The organism is Pseudoxanthomonas sp. GM95, from assembly GCF_900109775.1.
Classification (GTDB): Bacteria; Pseudomonadota; Gammaproteobacteria; order Xanthomonadales; family Xanthomonadaceae; genus Pseudoxanthomonas_A.
Window position 1 is genome coordinate 1,322,006 of record NZ_FOAX01000001.1, and the last position, 22,427, is coordinate 1,344,432.

At 66.5% G+C, this 22,427-nt stretch carries 13 protein-coding genes; 4 read left to right on the forward strand and 9 right to left on the reverse strand.

The window, feature by feature from the left end; genetic code table 11:
- Window positions 1-5: 5 nt before the first annotated feature.
- The 3 genes from BMZ17_RS06310 to yidD form a co-directional block, all read right to left on the reverse strand.
- Window positions 6-785, reverse strand: a complete 780-nt coding sequence (locus BMZ17_RS06310; protein WP_254775240.1) for a M23 family metallopeptidase — start codon at window positions 783-785, stop codon at window positions 6-8.
- A gap of 65 nt (window positions 786-850) precedes the next feature.
- A complete protein-coding gene (locus BMZ17_RS06315) occupies window positions 851-2,200 on the reverse strand; it encodes a dihydroorotase (RefSeq protein WP_093137263.1) in 1,350 nt (449 codons plus the stop codon).
- Window positions 2,185-2,466: a membrane protein insertion efficiency factor YidD gene (yidD, locus tag BMZ17_RS06320; RefSeq protein ID WP_093138077.1), complete on the reverse strand. Its 282-nt coding sequence runs from the start codon at window positions 2,464-2,466 to the stop codon at window positions 2,185-2,187. The genes BMZ17_RS06315 and yidD overlap by 16 nt, the downstream gene beginning before the upstream one ends.
- Window positions 2,467-2,546: 80 nt before the next feature.
- On the opposite strand from yidD, the gene dksA reads away from it, so the two are divergent.
- Window positions 2,547-3,560, forward strand: a complete 1,014-nt coding sequence (dksA, locus tag BMZ17_RS06325) for an RNA polymerase-binding protein DksA (RefSeq protein WP_254775241.1) — start codon at window positions 2,547-2,549, stop codon at window positions 3,558-3,560.
- 183 nt (window positions 3,561-3,743) lie between these two features.
- Here the strand turns inward: dksA and metH are convergent, their stop codons facing one another.
- Genes metH through BMZ17_RS06340 form a run of 3 tightly spaced genes read right to left on the reverse strand, consistent with a single transcriptional unit; the run spans window position 3,744 to window position 8,526 of the window.
- Entirely contained in the window at window positions 3,744-6,431 is a 2,688-nt protein-coding gene (metH, locus tag BMZ17_RS06330; RefSeq protein ID WP_093137268.1) for a methionine synthase, read from the reverse strand.
- A gap of 42 nt (window positions 6,432-6,473) precedes the next feature.
- Window positions 6,474-7,586 (reverse strand): homocysteine S-methyltransferase family protein, encoded by a 1,113-nt coding sequence (locus BMZ17_RS06335; RefSeq protein ID WP_093137271.1) that lies wholly within the window; start codon window positions 7,584-7,586, stop codon window positions 6,474-6,476.
- A gap of 10 nt (window positions 7,587-7,596) precedes the next feature.
- A complete protein-coding gene (locus tag BMZ17_RS06340; protein WP_093137273.1) occupies window positions 7,597-8,526 on the reverse strand; it encodes an ArsR/SmtB family transcription factor in 930 nt (309 codons plus the stop codon).
- A gap of 90 nt (window positions 8,527-8,616) precedes the next feature.
- Between BMZ17_RS06340 and BMZ17_RS06345 the strand changes: the two genes are divergently transcribed.
- Window positions 8,617-9,798 carry an acyl-CoA dehydrogenase family protein gene (locus BMZ17_RS06345; RefSeq protein ID WP_175485485.1) on the forward strand — a complete coding sequence of 394 codons (1,182 nt, stop codon included), beginning with the start codon at window positions 8,617-8,619 and terminating at the stop codon, window positions 9,796-9,798.
- Window positions 9,799-9,942: 144 nt separating this feature from the next.
- Window positions 9,943-11,709 carry an endonuclease gene (locus BMZ17_RS06350; RefSeq protein WP_093137275.1) on the forward strand — a complete coding sequence of 589 codons (1,767 nt, stop codon included), beginning with the start codon at window positions 9,943-9,945 and terminating at the stop codon, window positions 11,707-11,709.
- Between the two features lie 75 nt (window positions 11,710-11,784).
- Here BMZ17_RS06350 and BMZ17_RS06355 read toward each other — a convergent pair whose 3' ends face one another.
- The 3 genes from BMZ17_RS06355 to BMZ17_RS06365 form a co-directional block, all read right to left on the reverse strand.
- Window positions 11,785-14,979, reverse strand: a complete 3,195-nt coding sequence (locus BMZ17_RS06355; protein WP_093137278.1) for a multidrug efflux RND transporter permease subunit — start codon at window positions 14,977-14,979, stop codon at window positions 11,785-11,787.
- Between the two features lie 12 nt (window positions 14,980-14,991).
- On the reverse strand, window positions 14,992-16,257 hold the full coding sequence (locus BMZ17_RS06360) for an efflux RND transporter periplasmic adaptor subunit (RefSeq protein WP_093137281.1): 1,266 nt from the start codon (window positions 16,255-16,257) through the stop codon (window positions 14,992-14,994).
- Between the two features lie 71 nt (window positions 16,258-16,328).
- The gene (locus BMZ17_RS06365) at window positions 16,329-16,952 is read right to left on the reverse strand and encodes a TetR/AcrR family transcriptional regulator (protein WP_093137284.1); all 624 of its coding nucleotides are present in this window, start codon (window positions 16,950-16,952) and stop codon (window positions 16,329-16,331) included.
- A gap of 294 nt (window positions 16,953-17,246) precedes the next feature.
- On the opposite strand from BMZ17_RS06365, the gene BMZ17_RS06370 reads away from it, so the two are divergent.
- Complete coding sequence (locus BMZ17_RS06370) at window positions 17,247-22,331, forward strand: NAD-glutamate dehydrogenase (RefSeq protein WP_093137286.1); 5,085 nt, start codon at window positions 17,247-17,249, stop codon at window positions 22,329-22,331.
- Window positions 22,332-22,427: the final 96 nt, after the last annotated feature.

A 22,427-nucleotide genomic window follows, 5' to 3' on the forward strand; every position in this document is an offset into this window, starting at 1 on the left:
GGGCGTTAAGGCTTGCCGCGCTCCAGCACCAAGAGCGGATCGATGCGCACATCGAACCAGCTCATGCCCCAATGCAGATGCGGCCCGGTCGCGCGTCCGGTGGCGCCCACCGCGCCGATCACCTGGCCCTGGCTGATGCGGTCGCCGACCTTCACGTCGATGCGCGACAGGTGCAGGAAGTTGGAGCTGACGCCGTAGCCGTGGTCCAGCAGGATCGTGCCGCCGGTGAGGTAAAGATCCGGCGCGGCGAAGGTGACGATGCCTGCCGCCGGTGCCTTGACCGGGGTGCCGGTCGGCACCGCGATATCCATGCCCGAATGCCCGGCGGGCGAGGGCTGGCCGTTGTAGACGCGCGCATTGCCGAAGCGGCCGCTGATCCGGCCCTGCACCGGCCACACGAAGGGCGCGACGAAGTCGGTGCGGTCGTCGTCGCGATCGCGCGCGGCCGTGACCTGGGCCTGTTCGCGCTGGATGCGTGCGGCGATCTCCGGCGGCGGGTTCACGCTTTTCGGCGGCACGCCATTGACGCGCTCGGTCGGCCAGTCGCGCGCGGTGACCGCAATCGACACGGCCTGCGCGGCAGCGCCCGGTGCAGTGACCTGCACCTGCAGCGGGCCGGCTTCGTTACGGCCGACGCCGAACACCACCGTGCCGTAGTTGCTGACACGCAACGTCTTGCCGGCATAGCGCACCTGGCTGCCGGGCGCGACCTTGCCGAACACCAGCGCGCCCTGCGAGACCGAGGTGGGAAACACCGCCTGCGTCGTGTCCTGCGCCAACGCCATTGGCGTGGCCGCGATCACGCCGGCGCCGCCGGCCATGGCCAGCAGCAGGCCCAGCCACACCGCCCTCATCGGTCGAATTCCAGGCGCAGACCCTTGGGCGTGCCGACCAGCTGCTCGCCATTCCACACCATGCGACCGTTGACCCAGGTGCCGGCGACCCGGTGATGGAAGGTGGTGCCTTCGAACGGCGACCACTCGCACTTGGACAGCACGTCCTCGCGGTTGACGGTCAGGTCTTCCTCGTCGACCAGTACCAGGTCGGCCCAATAGCCTTCGCGCAGGAAGCCGCGTTCCTTGACGTCGAACAATTGCGCCGGGGCGTGGGCGAACTTCTGCACGATCTGGGTGACCGAGAGTTTCTTCTCATGCACCCGCTCCAGCGCGGCCAGCAGCGCGTACTGCACCAGCGGCAGGCCGCCGGGCGCCTTGGTGTAGTCGTCCTGCGACTTCTCCATCAGCGTGTGCGGCGCATGGTCGGTGGCCAGCACGTCGATGACGTTCTCGGCCACGGCCTTGATCAACGCAATACGGTCGGCCGGGTCCTTGATCGCCGGATTGCACTTGATGAGGTTGCCCAGGCGCGCGTAATCGCGGCGATCGAAGTGCAGGAAGTGGACGCAGGTTTCGGCGGTGATCCGTTTGCGCGTGCCGTCCTTGTCCACCAGCGGGCCGGGCTTGAACAGCGCCAGTTCCTGCGAGGTGGAGATGTGCAGCACATGCAGGCGGGTGTTGTGCCGGTTCGCCAGCGACAGCGCCAGGCGGGTGGAGGCGATGCAGGCCTCGCGCGAGCGGATGTCCGGATGGAACTCGACCGGAATGTCGTTGCCGTACTGCGCCCGGTATTTCTCCAGGTTGGCGGCGATCATCGGCGTGTCTTCGCAGTGCGTGATGATCGGCACCGGCGTGTCGCGGAAGATCGCATCCAGCGTGTCGAGGTTGTCCACCAGCATGTTGCCGGTCGAGGCGCCCATGAACACCTTCACCCCGGGCGTGGCCCTGGGGTCGGTGGCCTGGATGTCGGCCAGGTTGTCGTTGCTGGCGCCCATGTAGAAGCCGTGGTTGGCCCAGGCGCGCCCCTGCGCGCTGGCGTACTTGGCTTCCAGCGCCTGCGCATTCAGCGTTGGCGGGTTGGTGTTGGGCATGTCCATGAAGCTGGTCAGCCCGCCGGCGACGGCCGCAGCCGATTCGGTGGCGATGTCGCCCTTGTGGGTCAGGCCGGGCTCGCGGAAATGCACCTGGCTGTCGATCATGCCGGGCATCAGCCAGCGCCCACCGGCCTCGATCACGTTGTCTCCGGCGCCGGGCGTGATCTTGCTGGCGATCCTGGTGATGCGCCCTTGTTCGAACCGCAAATCGCCTTCGGTCACCTGGCCCTCGTTCACCAGGCGGGCGTTGACGATCACGGTCGCGGGCATTTGCAGGATCCTGAGTGCGAAGATGAATGGGGCGCGTCGGGCACCGGGTCATACCCACCGGGATGAAACGGGTGGCAGCGGCCCACGCGGGCGGCGGCCATCCAGCTGCCGCGCAGCACGCCGAAGCGGGCGATGGCGTCCATCGCATAGACCGAGCAACTGGGCTCGAAGCGGCAGCGCGGTCCCAGCAGGGGGCTGATGAAGCGCTTGTAGCCGCGCAATAGAGCAATGAGTGCGCGCTGGAGCATGGCCCGATGATAAGCGATGGTCCCGCCACGTGGTTGCCCCCCCTGCGTGGGTGAGCTATAAAGGCCCGCTTTTCCCGGCCCGGGAATCATCAAGGACGCTGTTCGTGGCAGCCAAGAAACTTGCAAAACCGGCCGCAAAGGCCGTCAAGTCGCCCGCCGTTGCGAAGAAAACGCCCGTTGCCAAGGCTCCGGCCAAACAGGCACCGGCGAAGAAGGCCGCGCCCGCGGTCGCCAAGAAACCGGCGGTGACCAAGACCGCACCTGCGAAAAAGCCCACGAACACTGCAACGACCGCCAAACCCGCGGCCGTGAAGAAGCCGGCGCCCGCGCCGGCCAAGAAGGCCGCGGCAGGGAAGCCCGCGCCCAAGCCCGCACCGAAGCCGGTCGCCAAGACCGCTCCGGCCAAATCCGCTCCCGCCAAGGCCGTCGGCCGCAGCGAGGCCGCGCCGGTGAAGACCGCCGCCACGCCTGCGCCTGCCGCTTCGCCCAAGGCTGCTCCTGCAAAGACTCCTGTGCCCGCTTCCAAGACCCCCTCGAAAACCACCAAGACCGCAACGCCGGCCAAGCCCGTCGTCCCCGCCAAGCCCGCCGCTGCCCGCGTGACCGGCAAGATCGCCGTGGCGGTCGCCGCGCGCGCGCCCGAGCCCGTGCTGAAGAGCAAGGTGCGCAAGGTCGACTACAGCGTCGACGAGGCCACCGGCCGTCCGCAGCTGCCCGCCGGCTACAAGCCCAAGGGTGACGAGGAATACATGAGCCCGCTGCAGCTGGAGTACTTCCGCCAGCGCCTGATGAGCTGGCGCGCCGACCTGGTGGAAGAATCCAAGCAGACCATCGAAAACCTCAAGGACGAAGTGCGCGACGTCGGCGATGAAGCCGAACGTGCCACCCGCGAAACCGAGAACTCGCTGGAACTGCGCACCCGCGACCGCTACCGCAAGCTGATCGGCAAGATCGATTCCACGCTCAAGCGCCTGGAAGCCGGCGACTACGGCTATTGCGTCGACACCGGCGAAGAAATCGGCCTGGAGCGCCTGGAGGCGCGCCTGACCGCCGAGCGCACCCTGGACGCGCAGGAACGCTGGGAACACCTGCAGAAGCAGCAGGGCGACTGATCGCCTGGCGCGATTGTCATCAAACAAAAAGCCCCGCGATTGCGGGGTTTTTTTGTGGGCGATGTTTTGGGACTTGTGGGAGCCGATTCATCGGCGATGTGGCTTTACAGGCAAGGCCACGTCGCTGCTGATGGCCCGAGGCCACGTTGACCAGCTCCCACAGTAGCGGCTCCTGCGACCACATCACTCCGGGTCGTAATCCAGGTTCGACGCCAGCCAGCGCTCGACCTGCGCCAGCTCCACGCCCTTGCGCTTGGCATAGTCCAGCGCCTGCTCCTTGGACACGCGGCCGACCACGAAGTACTGCGACTGCGGATGGCTGAAGTAATAGCCTGACACCGCCGCGGTGGGCAGCATCGCAAAGCTCTCTGTCAGGGTCATGCCGGCATTGCCGGGCGCGTCGAGCAGGTCGAACAGCAAGCCTTTCTCGCTGTGTTCCGGGCAGGCCGGATAGCCCGGCGCCGGGCGGATGCCGCGGTACTTCTCGGCGATCAGCGACTCGTTGTCCAGCGTCTCGGCCGCGTCGTAGCCCCAGAACTCGGTGCGCACGCGCTGGTGCAGACGCTCTGCCATGGCTTCGGCCAGGCGGTCGGCCAGGGCCTTGAGCAGGATCGCGTTGTAGTCGTCGTGGGCCGCCTCGAAGCGGGCCACATGCGGATCGATGCCGATGCCGGCGGTCACCGCGAACGCGCCGATCCAGTCCTGCTTGCCGCTGTCCTTGGGCGCGATGAAATCGGCCAGGCAGAAGTCCGGGCGCTCGACCGGCTTGTCGACCTGCTGGCGCAGAAAGCGCAGCGTCGCTTCGCCGCCGTCGTGCTGCAGCACCACGTCGTCGCCGACGCTGTTGGCCGGCCACAAGCCGAACACGCCGCGCGCAATCAGCCACTTCTCTTCGACGATCTGCTTGAGCATCGCTTGCGCGTCGTTGAACAGCTCGCTGGCCTGCGGGCCGACGACGGCATCGGTGAGGATCGCCGGGTACTTGCCGAACAGCTCCCACGCATTGAAGAACGGCGTCCAGTCGATCAGCTCCACCAGCTCGGCCAGCGGATAGTCGTCGAGCACGGTGATGCCAGGCGTGTTCGGCGCCGGTGGCGTGTAGTTGTCCCAGCCGCCGTTGAACTTCTGCGCGCGCGCTTTGCTCAGGGTGACCAGGCGCTTGGCGTCGCCGCGGTTCTTGTGGCGCTGGCGGATCTCGGCGTAATCGGCGTCGTTGGCGGCGACGAAGGCGCTGCGCATGTCGCGCGAGATCAGCGACTGGGCCACGCCGACCGCGCGCGAGGCGTCCTTCACCCACACCGTCGGCGCGGTGTAATGCGGGTCGATCTTCAGCGCGGTGTGCGCGCGCGAGGTGGTCGCGCCGCCGATCATCAGCGGCATCTCGAAGCCCTGGCGCTGCATCTCGCGCGCCACGTGGGTCATCTCTTCCAGCGAGGGCGTGATCAGGCCGGACAGGCCGATGATGTCGGCGTTCTCGGCCTTGGCGCGGTCCAGGATGGTTTGCGTGGGCACCATCACGCCCAGGTCGACCACGTCGAAGTTGTTGCAGGCCAGGACCACGCCGACGATGTTCTTGCCGATGTCGTGCACGTCGCCCTTGACCGTGGCCATGATGATCTTGCCGTTGGATTTGGCGACATCGCCGGTGCGCAGTTTCTCTTCTTCGATGAAGGGCAGCAGGTAGGCCACGGCTTTCTTCATCACGCGCGCGGACTTGACCACCTGCGGCAGGAACATCTTGCCGGCGCCGAACAGATCGCCGACCACGTTCATGCCGTCCATCAGCGGGCCTTCGATCACATCCAGCGGGCGCTTGGCCTCGGCCCGGGCCTCCTCGGTGTCGGTTTCGACGAAGGCATCGATGCCGTGCACCAAGGCGTGGGTCAGGCGCTCGCGCACGCTGCGGCCGCGCCATTCCAGGTCCTCGACTTTCTTCTCGCCCTTCTTGCCCTTGTAGCGCTCGGCGATCTCCAGGAGGCGCTCGGTGCCGTCCTTGCGACGGTTGAGGATCACGTCCTCCACGCGCTCGCGCAGTTCGGCATCGAGCTGGTCGTAGATCGGCAGCGCGCCGGCGTTGACGATGCCCATGTCCATGCCGGCCGCGATGGCGTGGTACAGGAACACCGAGTGGATCGCCGCGCGCACGGTCTCGTTGCCGCGGAAGGAGAACGACACGTTCGACACGCCGCCGGACACATGGCAGTGCGGCAGGGTCTGCTTGATGATCCGCGTGGCCTCGATGAAGTCCACGGCGTAATTGTCGTGCTCCTCGATGCCGGTGGCCACGGCGAAGATGTTGGGGTCGAAGATGATGTCTTCCGGCGGGAAGTCGAGCTGGTCCACCAGCAGCCGGTAGGCGCGCGTGCAGATCTCGACCTTGCGCGCGCAGGTATCGGCCTGGCCGGTTTCGTCGAAGGCCATGACCACGGCGGCGGCGCCGTAGCGGCGTACTTTCAAGGCATGTTCGATGAAGGCCGCTTCGCCCTCTTTCAGCGAGATCGAGTTGACCACGCCCTTGCCCTGCAGGCACTGCAGGCCGGCTTCGATCACGCTCCACTTGGAGCTGTCCACCATCACCGGGATGCGGGCGATATCCGGCTCGGAGGCGATCAGGTTGAGGTAGCGCACCATCGCCTTTTCGGAATCGATCAGGCCCTCGTCCATGTTGACGTCGAGGATCTGCGCGCCGTTTTCCACCTGCTGGCGGGCGACGTCGACGGCTTCCTCATAGCGTTCCTCCTTGATCATCTTGCGGAACTGCGCGCTGCCGGTCACGTTGGTGCGTTCGCCCACGTTGACGAACAGCAGCTGCGGGGTGATGACCAGCGGCTCAAGGCCGGACAGGCGGGTGTAGCGGGGCGTAGACGTCATACGGCGACCAGAATCGGGTGGCGGTGCAAGTGCAGTGGAGAATCAGGCGGCGTCGGCAAGACGCTGCGGCAGCGCACGCGGCGGCAGGCCGGCAACGGCATTGGCGATCGCGCGGATGTGGTCGGGCGAACTGCCGCAGCAGCCGCCCACCATGTTGAGCAGGCCGGCGCTGGCGAACTCGTGCAGCGTCTCGGCCATCTCTTCCGGCGTCTCGTCATACTCGCCGAAGGCGTTGGGCAGGCCGGCGTTGGGGTGCGCGCTGATGTAGCAGTCGGCCACATTCGAGAGCGTCTCGATGTGCGGCCGCAGGTCGCGCGCGCCCAGCGCGCAGTTGAGCCCGATCGACAGTGGCCGCGCGTGCATCAGCGAGGTGTAGAACGCTTCGGCCGTCTGCCCGGACAGGGTGCGGCCGGAGGCATCGGTGATCGTGCCGGAGATCATCACCGGCAGGCGCGCGCCGCGCGTGTCGAAGACTTCCTCGATGGCGAACAGCGCGGCCTTGGCGTTGAGCGTGTCGAAGATGGTCTCGACCATGATCGTGTCGGCGCCGCCGTCGATCAGGCCTTCGATGGCTTCGCGATAGGTCTCGCGCAGCGCATCGAAGCTGGTATTGCGAAAGCCCGGGTCGTTGACGTCCGGGCTGATGGACGCGGTGCGGCTGGTCGGCCCGAGCACGCCGATGACGAAGCGCGGCTTGTCTGGCGTCTTGGCTTCGATGGCGTCGCAACAGGCACGGGCGATGCGCGCGCCTTCCTTGTTCAATTCGTAGACCAGGTGTTCCAGGTAATAGTCGGCCTGGCTGACCGAGGTCGCGTTGAAGGTGTTGGTCTCCAGCAAATCAGCACCCGCTTCCAGATAGGCGGTGTGCACGCCGGCGATCACCTGCGGATTGCTGAGCAGCAGCAGGTCGTTGTTGCCCTTGAGGTCGTGGCCGTGGTCGCAGCCCGGGCCGTGCACGTGGCCTTCTTCGACGTGTGTGCTGTCGAAGCCGCCGGCGAAGCGTTCGCCGCGGTAGTCGGCTTCTTCCAGCTTGTGGCGCTGGATCATGGTGCCCATCGCGCCATCGATGATCAGGATGCGGCTGGCCAGCGCTTCCAGCAGCCGCTGGGTGCGGGCGGGATTGAGCCAGGGCAGGGCTTGGGTGGTCATGCTCATGCGGAAGTCCTCACGGCTTGATGCCGGTCAGCGACAGCACTTCGAAGTGCGGCGGACGGCGTTCGCGGGTGACGGTGTGCAGGTTGGTCGCAGTCAGGCCGGCGGCTTCGGTAAACGCGGTCAGCTCGACGTCGGTGAAACCCAGGTTGACGTGGCCGTAGGCCTGCACGACCGGTTGGTGTTCGTGCCGGGCCAGCGAGCTGATCAGCACCTTGCCGCCGGGGCGCAGCACGCGCGCGGCTTCGGCCACGGCGCGGGCCGGATCGCTGGAGTAGGTCAGCGCATGCATCAGCACGACCAGATCGAAGCTGGCATCGTCGAAGGGCAGCGCGTGCATGTCGCCCTCGCGCACTTCGACATTCGGAAAACGGCGCAGGCGTTCGCCCGCGGCGGCAACCACGCGGGCGCTGGTGTCCACGCACACGTAGCGGCTGGAATGCGGCGAGAGCAGCTCGGCCAGCACGCCATCGCCGGAGGCGATGTCCAGCACGTCGCGGGTTTCCAGCAAGGGCAGGGCGGTGCGCGCCAGCGCTTCCCAGGTGCGTCCTGGGGAGTAGTGGCGCTCCATGTCGCCGGCGACGGTGTCGGCCCAGTTCTGGGTGGCGGCGCGGGCGGCCAGGACCTCGGCCACGCGCTCGGCGTCCTGGCGCAGCAGCGGGTCGTCGCTGCCTGCCCGCAAGCTGCGCCACAGGTCGCGCTGGGCGGCGTCCAGGTTGTCTTCGTCGAAGCGGTAGTAAGCCGACACGCCTGCGCGGCGGTCACGGACCAGGCCGGCGTCCTTGAGCTTGGCCAGGTGCGTGGACACGCGCGGCTGGGCCAGGCGGGTGATCGCCGACAGCTCGGCCACGGTCAGTTCCTCGCCGGCCAACAGGGCGAGCAGGCGGACGCGGGTGGCGTCGGCAAAGACCTTCAGGCGCGCCGACCAGGCTTCCAGATCCATGATCCATCTCTATATCGCGATACGGAGATATTTTGACGGCGATGCGGGTTGCGGTCAATTCCATACGCAGCCGCATGGTGTGTGGCTACAATGCGGCCATCGCATCTTTTGGAGGGGAAGACCGTGGATTTCGGATACACCGACGAGCAGCTGATGATCCAGGACGTGGCCCGCCGGATCGCGCAGGAAAAGATCGCCCCCAGCGCCGAGCACTTCGACAAGGTTGGCGAATTCCCGCTGGAGAACATCCAGCTGCTGGGCGAGAACGGCCTGATGGGCATCGAGGTGCCCGAGGAATACGGCGGCGCCGGCATGGACCCGATCAGCTACGTGCTGGCGATGATCGAGGTGGCCGCCGGCGATGCCGCGCACTCGACCATCATGTCGGTCAACAACTCGCTGTACTGCTCGGGGATCCTCAAGTTCGGCAACGAGGAGCAGAAGCAGCACTACGTGCGCGCGGTCGCCGAGGGCAGCCAGATCGGCGCCTTCGCCCTGACCGAGCCGCAGTCCGGGTCCGATGCCACGGCCATGCGCTGCCGCGCGGTCAAGCAGGACGACGGCACGTTCGTGATCAACGGCAAGAAGAGCTGGATCACCTCGGGTCCGGTGGCCAAGTACATCGTGTTGTTCGCGATGACCGCGCCGGACAAGGGCGCCAAGGGCATCACCGCCTTCCTCATCGACACCGACAAGCCGGGCTTCGGCCGCGGCAAGACCGAGCCGAAGTTGGGCATCCGCGCCTCGGCCACCTGCGAAATCGAGTTCAACGACTACGTCGCCCAGCCGGCCGAGGTGCTGGGCGTGGAAGGCGAAGGCTTCAAGATCGCGATGGGCGTGCTGGACGCCGGCCGCATCGGCATCGCCTCGCAGGCCATTGGCATTGCGCGCGCCGCGTACGAGGCGACGCTGGACTACGTGAAGGAACGCAAGGCTTTCGGCGCGCCGATCGGCACCTTCCAGATGACCCAGGCCAAGATCGCCGACATGAAGTGCAAGCTCGATGCATCGCTGTTGCTGACGCTGCGCGCGGCCTGGCTGAAGGGGCAGGGCAAGAAGTTCAGCAGCGAAGCGGCGGTCGCCAAGCTCACCGCTTCCGAAGCGGCGATGTGGATCACGCACCAGGCCGTACAGATCCACGGTGGCATGGGCTACTCGAAGGAGATGCCGCTGGAGCGGTACTTCAGGGACGCCAAGATCACCGAGATCTACGAAGGCACCTCGGAGATCCAGCGCCTGGTGATCGCACGCGGGGAAACGGGTTTGCGCTGAAACGTGCGTGTCATGTCCGTCTGCCGATGGCTCCGTAAGGCGCCATCGGTGTTTTCGGGGCGTCGATTCCGTGGTGCATTCGAGGGTTTGTGTCGGCGATGACACAGCAGAATCGCCGGTCCCCCGAGAGCAAAAGGAGTTGTCATGGCGTCACGTACAAGGCTGTCTTCCTGTTCCATCGCGATCTGCCTGGCGCTGAGTACCCAGGCCCACGGCGCGGTCTTCATCAACGAGCTGCATTACGACAACACCGGCGCCGACAGCGGCGAGGCGATCGAAGTGGTCGCCACCTCAGGCGAGAGCCTGGCCGGCTACCAGCTGGTGCTCTACAACGGCAGCAGCACCTACGGCACCAGCACGCTGGGCGCGGGCACGCCGGTGACGTGCGGCGGCAGCGCCGCCATCGCCACGGTCAGCTATCCGCGCGATGGCCTACAGAACGGCCCGGCCGACGGCATCGCCCTGGTCAGCGCCAGCGGCCAGCTGGTGCAGTTCCTCAGCTACGAAGGCCAGATCACGGCGAGCAACGGTCCGGCTGCCGGCGCCACCAGCACCAACCTGCCGGTGAGCGAAACCAGCAGCACGCCGGTCGGCACCTCGCTGCAGCTGGGCGGGAGCGGGGCGACGGCGGGCGACTTCAGCTGGAATGGCTCGGCCACGCAGACCTTTGGGGCCTGCAACGCGGGCCAGACGTTCACCGGCAGCGGAGGCGGGGGCGAGACCAACACGCCGCCGAGCGTGGTCTCGACCACGCCGACCAGCGGGTCCACGGGCTTTCCCGCCGCGGGCGATCTGGAAGTGACCTTCAGCGAGCCGGTGACGTTGGCCAGTGGCGCGCTGTCGCTGACCTGCGCCAGCAGCGGTGAAGTGCCGTTGACGTATGCCAGCAGCGGCACCGGCTTCAGTGCGTCGACCGACACGGCCCTGGTGGCGGGCGAAAGCTGCAGCTTCACCGTCACCGCCTCGGCAGTCAGCGATGCGCAGGGCGCGCATCCGGCGGCCAACACCGTGGTGGCGTTCAACGTGGCCGATGCCGGCGGCGGTGGCGGCGATCCGGGCGATTACTACAGCAAGGTCAACACCAGCAGCCCGAGCCAGCTGCGCTGCTCGCTGCACGAAACGATCAAGGGCCACACCGCATATCCCTACAGCGGCAGCGGAACCAGCACCTGGTCGATCCTGGAGATCGCCGACGAAAATCCCGCCGACAGCAGCAAGGTCCTGGACGTCTACAAGAACCACAGCTACACCAAGGTCAGCGATCGTGCCGGCACTGGCTCTGGCACCACCTACAACCGCGAGCACACCTGGCCTAACTCGCTGGGCTTCGGCAGCGCGACGGGCGACATGGGCCTGCCGTATGCGCCCTACACCGACACGCACATGCTGTTCCTCACCGACACCGCCTACAACGCCGATCGCGGCAACAAGCCGTATGCCGATTGCACGTCGGGCTGCGGCGAGCGCGCGACCGAAGCCAACAATGGCGAGGGCGGCGGCAGCGGCGCGTATCCGGGCAATTCCAACTGGGTGAAGTCGCCGGATGGCAATCAGGGGTCGTTCGAGGTCTGGGGCGCACACAAGGGCGACGTGGCGCGTGCGGTGATGTACATGGCCATTCGCTACGAAGGCGGCGACGATCCCAGCACCGGGCAGTCCGAGCCGGACCTGGAGCTGACCGACGACCGCAGCAAGATCGTCATCACCTCGTCCTCGCCGGCCTACATGGGCCTGCTGTCCACGCTGCTGGCCTGGAGCGCGGCCGATCCGCCGGACGATGTGGAACGCGCGCGCAACGAGGTGATCTACAGCTTCCAGGGCAACCGCAATCCCTTCGTCGATCATCCTGAGTGGGCCACAGCTGCGCTGTTCAATTCGGCCAAGCCGGCGACCTGCCAGCTGGCCAACTGATCGAAGGGGTCTCAGCACGGCCACAAAAAAGCCCCGGCATTGCCGGGGCTTTTTCCTGTGCGGGAAACGGGTGGCTTAGTGGCCGCCGTGTCCTTGCGGCGTGCCTTCGCCGTCCTGGTCCTTGTGGGACGCGAGGTATTCCTTCGACGGCTCGTCCATCTTGTCGCCCAGCAGGCGGCGGACCACGATGAAGAAGATCGGGATCAGCAGCAGGCCGAAGATCGTGGCGAACACCATGCCGCCGATCACGCCGGTGGAGATGGCGTGGCGGGCATTGGCACCGGCACCGCTGGAGATGGCCATCGGCACCACGCCCATGATGAAGGCGAAGGAGGTCATCAGGATCGGACGCATGCGCAGGTGCGCAGCGTTGACGATGGCATCGTGCAGCGTCTTGCCCTGCGCGCGTTCCATCACCGCGAATTCCACGATCAGAATCGCGTTCTTCGCCGCCAGGCCGATCACCGTGATCAGGCCGATCTTGAAGAAGATGTCGTTGGACAGGCCACGCAGCATCGAGAACACCAGTGCGCCCAGGATGCCCAGCGGCACCACCAGCAGCACCGACACCGGGATCGACCAGCTTTCATACAGCGCGGCCAGGCAGAGGAACACCACCACCAGCGACAGCACCAGCAGCAGCGTGGCGCTGTTGCCGGCCAGGATTTCCTGGTAGCTCATGCCCGACCAGTCGTAGCCGAAGCCCTGCGGCAGCTTGTCGTTGACGATCGCTTCCATCGTGGCCATGGCCTGGCCCGACGAACTGCCCGGAACCGGCGCACCGTTGATGTTCACCGCCGAGTAGCCGTTGTAGCGGGCCAGCGACGGCGGCAGCGAGTTCCAGCTGGAGGACACCACCGAGCTCAGCGGGATCATCGCGGCGTTGCCGTTGGCATCGGTCTCGGTGCTGCTGGGCGTGTAGAACTGGCTCAGCGATTCCGGGCCGGTGCGGAACGGGGCATCGGCACGCATGTTCACGCGCTTGATGCGGCCACCGTAGAAGAAGTCGTTGACGTACACCGGGGCCAGCATCAGCTGGATCGAGGTGTAGACGTCGGTGACCGACAGGCCCATGGACTCGGCCTGCACGCGGTCGACCTTGAGCTGCAGCTGCGGGGCGTTTTCCAGCGTGTTGGGACGGACCTGCATCAGGGTCTTGTCCTGCGAGGCGATGCCCAGCAGCTGGTTGCGCGCGGCCATCAGCGCATCGGCGCCGGCGCCGGTGCGGTCCTGAAGCCACATGTCGAAGCCGCCGAACTGGCCCAGGCCCTGGATCGTGGGCAGGTTGACCACGAAGATCTGCGCGCCCTTGATGCCCTGCAACGCGCCGTTGGCCTGGCCGATGAACTGGGTGATGTCACCCTTGCGATCGCTCCACGGCTTGAGCTTGATGAAGGCCATGCCGACGTTTTCGCCCTGGCCCAGGAAGCTGAAGCCGGCAATCTGCAGCACGCCGTCGTAGCCGTCGATCTTGCTGATGGCGCCACGGATCTGGTCGAAGGTCTCGTTGGTCTTGGCCAGCGGCGTGCCCGGGGGCGCCTGGACGATGGCCAGCGCGTAGCCCTGGTCTTCTTCCGGGATGAAGCTGGTCGGCATGCGGGTGAACAGGAAGCCGGTCAACACCACCAGCACCGCGAACACCACCATCCAGCGCGGCGCATGACGGACCTGGCGGCCGATGGTGCCCACGTAGGTGCGCTCCAGCTTGCCGTAGTACTTCTCGAACGTGCGGAAGATGATGTTCTTCTTCTGCTCGTGGCTGTCGTGGGCGTGCTGCTTGAGGAAGCTGGCGCACAGCGACGGGGTGAAGCCCAGTGCCAGGAAGGCCGAGAAGCCCATCGAGATGGCGATGGTCAGTGCGAACTGCTTGTAGATCTCGCCCGAGGCGCCGCCCTGCAGTGCCGACGGGATGAACACCGCGGCCAGCACCACGGTAATCGCGATCACCGCGCCGGTGATCTGTTCCATCGCTTTGATGGTGGCTTCGCGTGGCGGGAGTTTCTCCTCGGCCATGATGCGTTCGACGTTCTCGATCACCACGATCGCGTCATCGACCACGATGCCGATCGCCAGCACCAGCGCGAACATGGTCAGCTGGTTGACGGTGAAGCCGATGATGAACAGGCCCAGGAACGTACCCAGCAGCGCCACCGGGATGACCAGTGTCGGGATGATGGTGGCGCGGAAGTTCTGCAGGAAGATCAGCATCACCAGGAAGACCAGGATGATGGCCTCCACCAGCGTGTGCACCACTTCCTCGATCGAGATGCGCACGAAGGTGCTGGTCTCGTACGGGGTGAACCAGCTCACGCCCTGCGGGAAGCTCGCCGCCAGGTCGTCCATCTTGGCGCGCACGGCTTCGTCCACGGCCAGGGCATTGGCGCCCGGCAGCAGCTGGATCGCGAACACGCCGACCGGCTTGCCGCTGAACTTGGTATCGAAGCCCCAGTTCTGCGGGCCGAAGTCGACGCGGGCGACGTCCTTCAGGCGCACGGTGCCGCCGTCGGTGTCAGAGCGCAGGATGATCTGTTCGAACTGCTCGGGCTGGGTGAAGCGGCCCTCGGCCGACACGGTGACCTGGAAGGCCTGGCCGGCGGGCGCCGGGTCCGAGCCCATCGCACCGGCAGCGAACTGCACGTTCTGCGCCTGGATCGCCGACAGCACCTGGCTGGCGGACATGTTGTAGCCCTGCAGCTTGCCCGGATCCAGCCAGATGTTCATGGCGTACTCGGAACCGAAGTGCTGGGTGCTGCCGACGCCGGGCACGCGCGAGATCTGGTCCAGCACGCGCGAGGCGACGATGTCGTTGAGGTGGTTGCGGTCGATGCTCGGATTGTCCGAGGTCAGGCCGACCACCATCAGGAAGCCGGCGTTGGCCTTGGCCACCACCACGCCCTGGTCGACCACTTCACTCGGCAGGCGCGGCTGCGCCAGCGAGATCTTGTTCTGCACCTGGACCTGGGCGATGTCCGGGTTGGTGCCGGTCTGGAAGGTCAGGGTGATGGTCGCGCGCCCGGACGAACTGGACGTGGAGCTGAAGTACAGCAGGTTGTCGATACCGGTCAGCTGTTGCTCGATGACCTGGGTCACCGAACGCTCGGCCGTGTCGGCGCTGGCGCCGGGGTAGGTCGCCGTCACGGTGATCTGTGGTGGGGCGACGTTGGGATAGGACTCGACGCCGAGGTTGAGGATCGCGATCACGCCCGCAAGCGAGATCAGGACCGCTACAACCCAGGCGAAGACCGGGTGGTTGATGAAAAACTTGGGCATGGGGGCGATTCCTTACTTGGCCTGGCCTTCGGCCGGCTGCTGGGCGTCATCGCCCTTCGCGTCGGGGGCAGCGGCGTCGGCCTTGGGCGCGGCGCCCTGCGGCGCGGCACCGGCCTGCTGCGGGCCACCGGCCTGCTGGGCCTGGGCCACGGCCTGCTCGTAGGGGACCACCTTTACCTGGCCGCCTTCCTTGGCCTTCTGCAGGCCGACGGCGATCACCTGGTCGCCGGTGGTCAGGCCACCGGTGACGATCCACTTGTTGTCGATGGCGCGGTTCTCGATCTTCACATCCTTGCGCGAGACCTTGCCCTGCTGGTCCACCACCATCGCGTAGGCGCCGTTGGTGTCGCGCTGGATGCCGGCCTGCGGCACCAGGAACACGTTGCTGCGCTGGCCCAGGTTGACCTCGACGGTGACGAAGCTGCCGGGCAGCAGCGCCTTCTGCGGGTTGGGCACGGTGGCACGCAGCGAGACCGCGCCGGTGGCCTGGTCCACGACGACGTCGGAGAAGTCCAGCGTGCCGGTCTGGTCGTAGGCCTGGCCGTTGTTCAACATCACCTTGACGCTGGTGTCCTTGGTGTCGTTGAGGCTGACATCGCCCTGGCCCTGGGCCTGGCGCAGGGCCGACAGCTCGGTCGAGCTCATGGTGAAGTTGATGTACAGCGGATCGATCTGGTCGACCGTGGTCAGCAGGGTCACGTCGCCCGAGCCGACCAGCGCGCCTTCGGTCACCTGCTGCTTGCCGGCGCGGCCGGAGATCGGCGCGGTGACGTTGGCATAGCCCAGGCTGATCTGGGCGTTGGTGACGGCGGCCTTGGCCTGCTGCAGCGAGGCCTGCGCGCTGCGCTCGGTGGCCTGGGCATCGTCGAGGTCAGACTGCGAGACGTACTTCTGCGGGGCCAGCTGGCGCGCGCGCTCGGCGGCGACATGGGCATTGGTGTAGGTGGCCTGGGCCGAAGCCAGCTGGCCCTGTGCCGAGGAAAGGTCGGCCTGCAGCGGCGCCGGGTCGATCTTGAACAGCACCTGGCCTTCCTTGACGTCGGTGCCTTCGTCGTAGACGCGCTTGAGCAGCACGCCGGGCACGCGGGCGCGCACGTCAGCGCTGCGCACCGGCGCCAGGCGACCGGACAGGTCGCGCACCAGCGGCACGCTCTGCGGCGCCACCTTGACCACGCCGACTTCCGGCGGCGGCGGAGCCTGCTGTTCTTCCTTCTTGCAGGCGGCCAGGGCCAGCACGATGGCGGAGCCGAGCAGGAGCGAGCGGGTTGGGGCGGTCATGAGGAGGGTGCTCCGAAAAAACGTGGGTAGTGAAGGGAAAGATCGGGAAAACGAATGGGGAAAGCGCAGCTTCAGCAGTGGGCAGCGCGCGCGGTCGGCGCATAGGCACGCAGGAACGTATCGACGGCCAGTTCGGCCCAGGCGCGCCGCTGATCTGACGTGCGTTGCGGAACGGCGAAACGCTGCCGCTCCAGATCCAGGCCGACCATCATGCTCAGCAGCATCTCCGCTGCCACGTGCGGTTGGTCATGCCTGAGGCAGCCGGCCTCCATGGCCAGCGACAACCACGAGGCCAGGCGCGACAGCAGGGTTTCGCCGCCATCGCGCCAGATCGAGCGCGCCTCTTCCGGGAACTGCGGTGATTCGGCACTGAAGAGCCTGCAACTGGCCACCACGTCCGGCGCAGAGATGCGCTCAAGGTGTTCAATGGCGAAGGCCAGCAACGGCGCGCGCACCTGGCCATCGAAGGCATCCAGGCGCGCGGTGGTGATTTCCAGGTGTTCGTGCATCAGGTCTTGCAGCAGCGCATTCTTGCTGCCGAACTGTGCATAGAGCGTCTGCTTGGAACAGCCGGCCCGCTGCGCCACCGCTTCCATGCTCACGCGAAAGCCTTGCTCGGCCATCAGCGCGCGCACTGCGTCCAGAACCCGCTGACGACGTTCAGCGGTGGTGGTGGGGGAGTCTGGGTAGGCCATCGGGGCTGGACTATACCGTCCAGTTTAGAATTTGAATACCCCGGAAATGCCGTGTGCACAGGCTTTCCGCCGATGTGTAAAGCCTGTGTGATGAAGGCCTGACGACTTGGTCAGCGGATCGGGGTTTCAAGCTGTTTTTTCGGCGAGCGGTGGATGCCGCTCATCGGCACGGTGACGGGCGTGGGATTGAACTGCGCATGAAACGCGCGGCCGATTCGTGATGCCGCGCAGCACGGGTGTCACGAGGTGCGGGCATACAATGACGAATTACCTTCAACGTGTGATTGCGACTGTATGAGCACCACTGGCAACAGCAGGCTTGGCGGCAAATCCGTTTCCACATCCAAGGCCAAGAAGGCCGCCACGACGGGGTCAGAGAAAAAGAACGGCAAGGGCGGCACGCCCGCGGCCGCGCCACGCGCGACCAAGCCACTCACCAAACTCGCTTCGAAGGCGACACCGAAGACCAGTGCCGCATTGGCAGCGTTCTCGCTGCAGCCGATCCATGACGCGCTCAAGGCGCGTCTTCCCGCCGCCAAGCGCGAGCAGGCCCGCATTTTCGCCGAGGCCTTCTACCGCCGCATGGAGCAGGACGAATATCCGCACCACAGCCCCGAAGGCTGGGCGGCGATGGCCACCGACATGCTGGAGTTCGCCCGCACCCGCAAGCCGGGCAAGGCCAACGTGCGCGTGTTCAATGCCACGCTGAAGGCCAATGGCTGGGAGTCGCCGCATTCGGTGCTGCAGATCGTCAACGACGACATGCCGTTCCTGGTCGATTCGGTGAGCATGGCCCTGGCCACGATGGGCGTCGGTGTGCATGTGCTGGGCCATCCGGTGGTGCGCTTCGAGCGCGACAAGGCCGGCAAGCTCACGGCCGTGGGCGAAGGCAAGGCCGAGTCGCTGATGATGCTGGAGATCGACCGCCAGCCGGCCGAGGCCATGCCGCGCATCGCCAAGGCGGTGGAGCAGGTGCTGGATGAAGTCCGCCAGATCGTGCGCGACTGGGGTTCCATGCGCGAGAAGATGCTGGAGGTCTCCGAAGACCTCGCCACGCGCCGCATGCCGGTCAGCGATGCCTCGCGCAGCGAGACGCAGGAATTTTTGCGCTGGTCCGCCGCCGACCACTTCACCTTCTTCGGCTATCGCGAATATCGCGTGCAGAAGCAGGGCGGCGAAGACGTGCTGGTGCCGCTGGAAGACACCAGCCTGGGCATGCTGCGCAACCACGCCTCGGGCAAGCCGCGCCCGGTGCGCCTGCTGGCCGCCAACCTGCTCAACGAGGCCGGCGAAGCCGAGGCCATGATCCTGACCAAGACCAATGCGCGCGCCACGGTGCACCGCAAGGGCTACATGGATTACATCGGCGTGCTGTCCTTCGATGCCAATGGCCGCATCACCGGCGAGCAGCGCTTCCTGGGCTTGTTTACTTCCAGTGCCTACAACCGTCGGCCGTGGGAAATCCCGCTGGTGCGCGAGCGCCACGAACACGTGATGCGCCAGTCCGGCCTGTCGCCCAACAGCCACAGCGGCAAGGCACTGCGCCACATCCTGGAAACCCTGCCACGCGAAGAGCTGTTCCAGTCCAGCCAGGACGAACTGGCCCGCACCGCGATGGGCATCCTGGGCCTGCAGGAGCGCGTGCGCAGCAAGCTGTTCCTGCGTCGCGACCGCTACGGCCGTTTCTGGTCGGCGCTGGTCTACATCCCGCGCGATCGCTTCAACACCGAGCTGCGCCTGCGCATCGAAGCGTTGATGAAGGAAGCCCTGCACGGCGAAGCGGTGGACACCACCGTCCAGCTGGGCGAATCGCCGCTGGCCCAGCTGCACATGACCGTGCGCCCGCGTCCGGGTGAGGAAATCAGCGTCGATGCCGCCGAGCTGGAAACACGCCTGACCCACCTGCTGCGCAACTGGCAGGATGACCTGCGCGAAGTGCTGATCCAGCGCCATGGCGAAGCGCGTGGCCTGAGCCTGGCTGCGAGCTATGGCCGCGCCCTGCCGCAGAACTACATCGAGAACGTCTCGGTGCAGCTCGCTGCCGATGACGTCGAGCGCCTGGCGGCACTGGACGGCCCGGCCGACCTGCGCCTGAGCCTGTATCGCTCCACCCAGCACCGCGCCGGCGAAGGCGCGCTGCGCCTCAACCTGTATCGCCAGGGCCAGGACATCCCGCTCTCCGACGCGCTGCCGCTGATGGAGAACATGGGCCTGCGCGTGATCTCCGAGCATCCGTTCCGCATGGACGTGGATGGCACGGTCTCCTACATCCAGGAGTTCGAAGTTGAGCCGGCGATCGGCGCGATCGATGTCGCCGCACGTGCGGAAGACTTCGACGAGGCCTTCGCCCGCGTCTGGCGCGGCGATGCGGAGAACGACCGCTTCAACCGCCTGGTGCTGCGCGGTGGCCTGGACTGGCGCCAGGTCGCGGTGCTGCGCGGCTACACCAAGTACCTGCTGCAGACCGGCGTGCCGTTCTCGCAGGGTTCGGTGGAAGACACGCTCGCCCGTTATCCGCTGCTGGCCGCGCTGCTGGTGCGCATGTTCGAGGCACGCTTCGATCCGTCACTGGATCTGCCGGCCAAGGCCCGCAACAGCAAGCGCGCCGAAGCACTGGTCTCCCAGCTGCAGGCCCTGGCCGGTGAAGCCGATGAGGACACCGTCAAGGCGCTCCAGCGCCTGGTCGATGCCGCCGCGCAGCCGCGCCAGGCGCAGTGCGATGCGGTGCACGCCACGCTGGTGAAGCTGCTCGATGGCGTTTCCAGCCTGGACGACGATCGCATCCTGCGCAGCATCATGGGTTGCATCGAAGCCACGCTGCGCACCAGCTACTACCAGCTGGGCGCCAACGGCGCGCTGGCGCACACGATCAGCTTCAAGTTCGATTCGGCCAAGGTGCCGGACCTGCCCAAGCCGCGTCCGTACCGCGAGATCTTCGTCTGCGGCCCGCGCGTGGAAGGCGTGCACCTGCGCTTCGGCGCGGTCGCCCGTGGTGGCCTGCGCTGGTCCGATCGCCGCGAGGACTTCCGCACCGAGGTGCTGGGCCTGGTCAAGGCGCAGATGGTGAAAAACACGGTGATCGTGCCGGTCGGTGCCAAGGGCGGCTTCTTCGTGAAGCAGTCGCCGGCCAGCGGCGAGCGTGATGCAGTCCTGGCCGAAGGCATCGCCTGCTACAAGATGTTCATCCAGGGCCTGCTGGACATCACCGACAACATCATTGGCGGCAAGATCGTCGCGCCGGCGGATGTGGTGCGCCATGACCTGGACGATCCGTATCTGGTAGTGGCCGCCGACAAGGGCACCGCGACGTTCTCCGATATCGCCAACGGCCTGGCCATCGATCATGGCTTCTGGCTGGGCGATGCGTTCGCCTCCGGTGGTTCGGTCGGTTACGACCACAAGGGCATGGGCATCACCGCCAAGGGCGCGTGGGAGTCGGTCAAGCGCCACTTCCGTGCGCTGGGCCGCGATACGCAGACCGAGAATTTCACCGTGGTCGGCGTGGGCGACATGTCCGGCGACGTGTTCGGCAACGGCATGCTGCTGTCCGAGCACATCCAGCTGGTGGCCGCGTTCGACCATCGCCACATCTTCCTTGATCCGTCGCCGGATGCAGCCAGGTCGTTCGCCGAGCGCGCGCGGATGTTCAAGTTGCCGCGATCGAGCTGGGCTGATTACGACGCCAAGCTGATCTCGGCCGGCGGCGGCATCTACCCGCGCACCCTCAAGACGATTACGATCACCCCGCAGGTGCGCGCGGTGCTGGGCCTGGATGAGAAGGTGGCCACGCTGTCGCCGACCGAACTGCTGACCGCCATCCTCAAGGCGCCGGTGGACCTGTTGTGGAACGGCGGCATCGGCACCTACGTCAAATCCTCGGCCGAATCGCATGCCGATGTCGGCGATCGCGCCAACAACGCGCTGCGCGTCAACGGCCGCGACCTGCGCTGCAAGGTGGTGGGCGAGGGCGGCAACCTGGGCCTGACCCAGCTGGGCCGCATCGAGGCGGCGCTGAGCAGCGGCGTGCTGCTCAACACCGACTTCATCGACAACTCGGCCGGCGTGGACACCTCGGACCACGAGGTCAACATCAAGATCCTGCTCGACGGCGTGGTGCAGCAGAAGAAGCTGGCCGAAAAGGCCCGCAACACCCTGCTGGCCAGCATGACCGATGAAGTCGGCCAGCTGGTGCTCAACGACAACTACCGCCAGAACCAGGCGCTGAGCCTGATGGAACGCATGAGCGTGCCGCGCCTGGGCTCCAAGCAGCACTTCGTGCAGGTGCTGGAATCGCGCGGCCTGCTGGACCGGCAGATCGAATACCTGCCTTCCGATGCCGAGTTCGCCGAGCGCAAGGCGCGTGGCCTGGGCCTGACCCGTCCGGAGCTGTCGGTGCTGCTGTCGTATTCCAAGCTGGTGGCGTTCGCCGAGCTGCTGGAAACCGATATCCCTGAAGATCCGTACCTGTCCAAGGAGCTGCAGCGCTACTTCCCGCAGCCGCTGCAGGCCAAGTACGCCGGGCAGATGGAGAAGCATCGCCTGAAGCGCGAAATCATCGCCACGGCGGTGACCAATTCCACCATCAACCGCATGGGCGCGACCTTCCTGATGCGCATGCAGGAAGACACCGGCCGCGGCATCGGTGAGGTCGCCAAGGCTTACACCATCACCCGCGAAACGCTGGACGCACGTGCGCTGTGGACCCAGATCGACGCGCTGGATGGCCAGGTCGCCGAGTCGGTGCAGATCGACGCCCTGCAGGTGATCTGGAACCTGCAGCGCGGCTTCACCCGTTGGCTGCTGACCCGTCCGGGTGCGATCCCGGCGATCGCCACCGCGGTGGAGCGCTATCACGACGGCTTCAACGACATCCGCGCGGCCGATGGCGTGCTGCCCGATTCGCTGCGCCCGGCCTACGAGGCCAAGCTGGCCGACTGGATCGCCAAGGGCGTGCCCGACGCGTTGGCCGGCCAGCTGGCCGCGCTGCCGTACCTGGAGCCGTCGGCGGACATCATCGAGTTGGCGCGCGAACGCAAGCTCTCGCCGGTGGCGGTGTCCAAGGTCTATTACCGCCTGGGCGATGCGCTGCACCTGCCGTGGCTGCTGACCCAGATCGATGCGTTGCAGGTCGATGGCCGCTGGCACGCCGTGGCCCGTGGCGTGCTGCGCGACGAGCTGCAGGCCCACCTGCGGGCGCTGACCCTGCAGGCGCTGGCCCTGCCGGGCGATAACGCCGAAGCCAAGGTCGCCCGCTGGCTGCAGCGCGACGATGCGGCGTTGCGTTTCACCCTGTCGATGCTGGACGAGGTCGCCGCGCAGAAGACCCTGGATTACCCGACGGCCTCGGTCGCGGTGCAGCGCCTGTCGCAGCTGACGTAAGCACGTCAGTTCGCGCAGCGGTTTGAAGGACCGGGCAGGGCGACAGCGCCTTGCCCCGTTTTTTCATGGGCCACGGTCACGTTTGCCGCACACGCC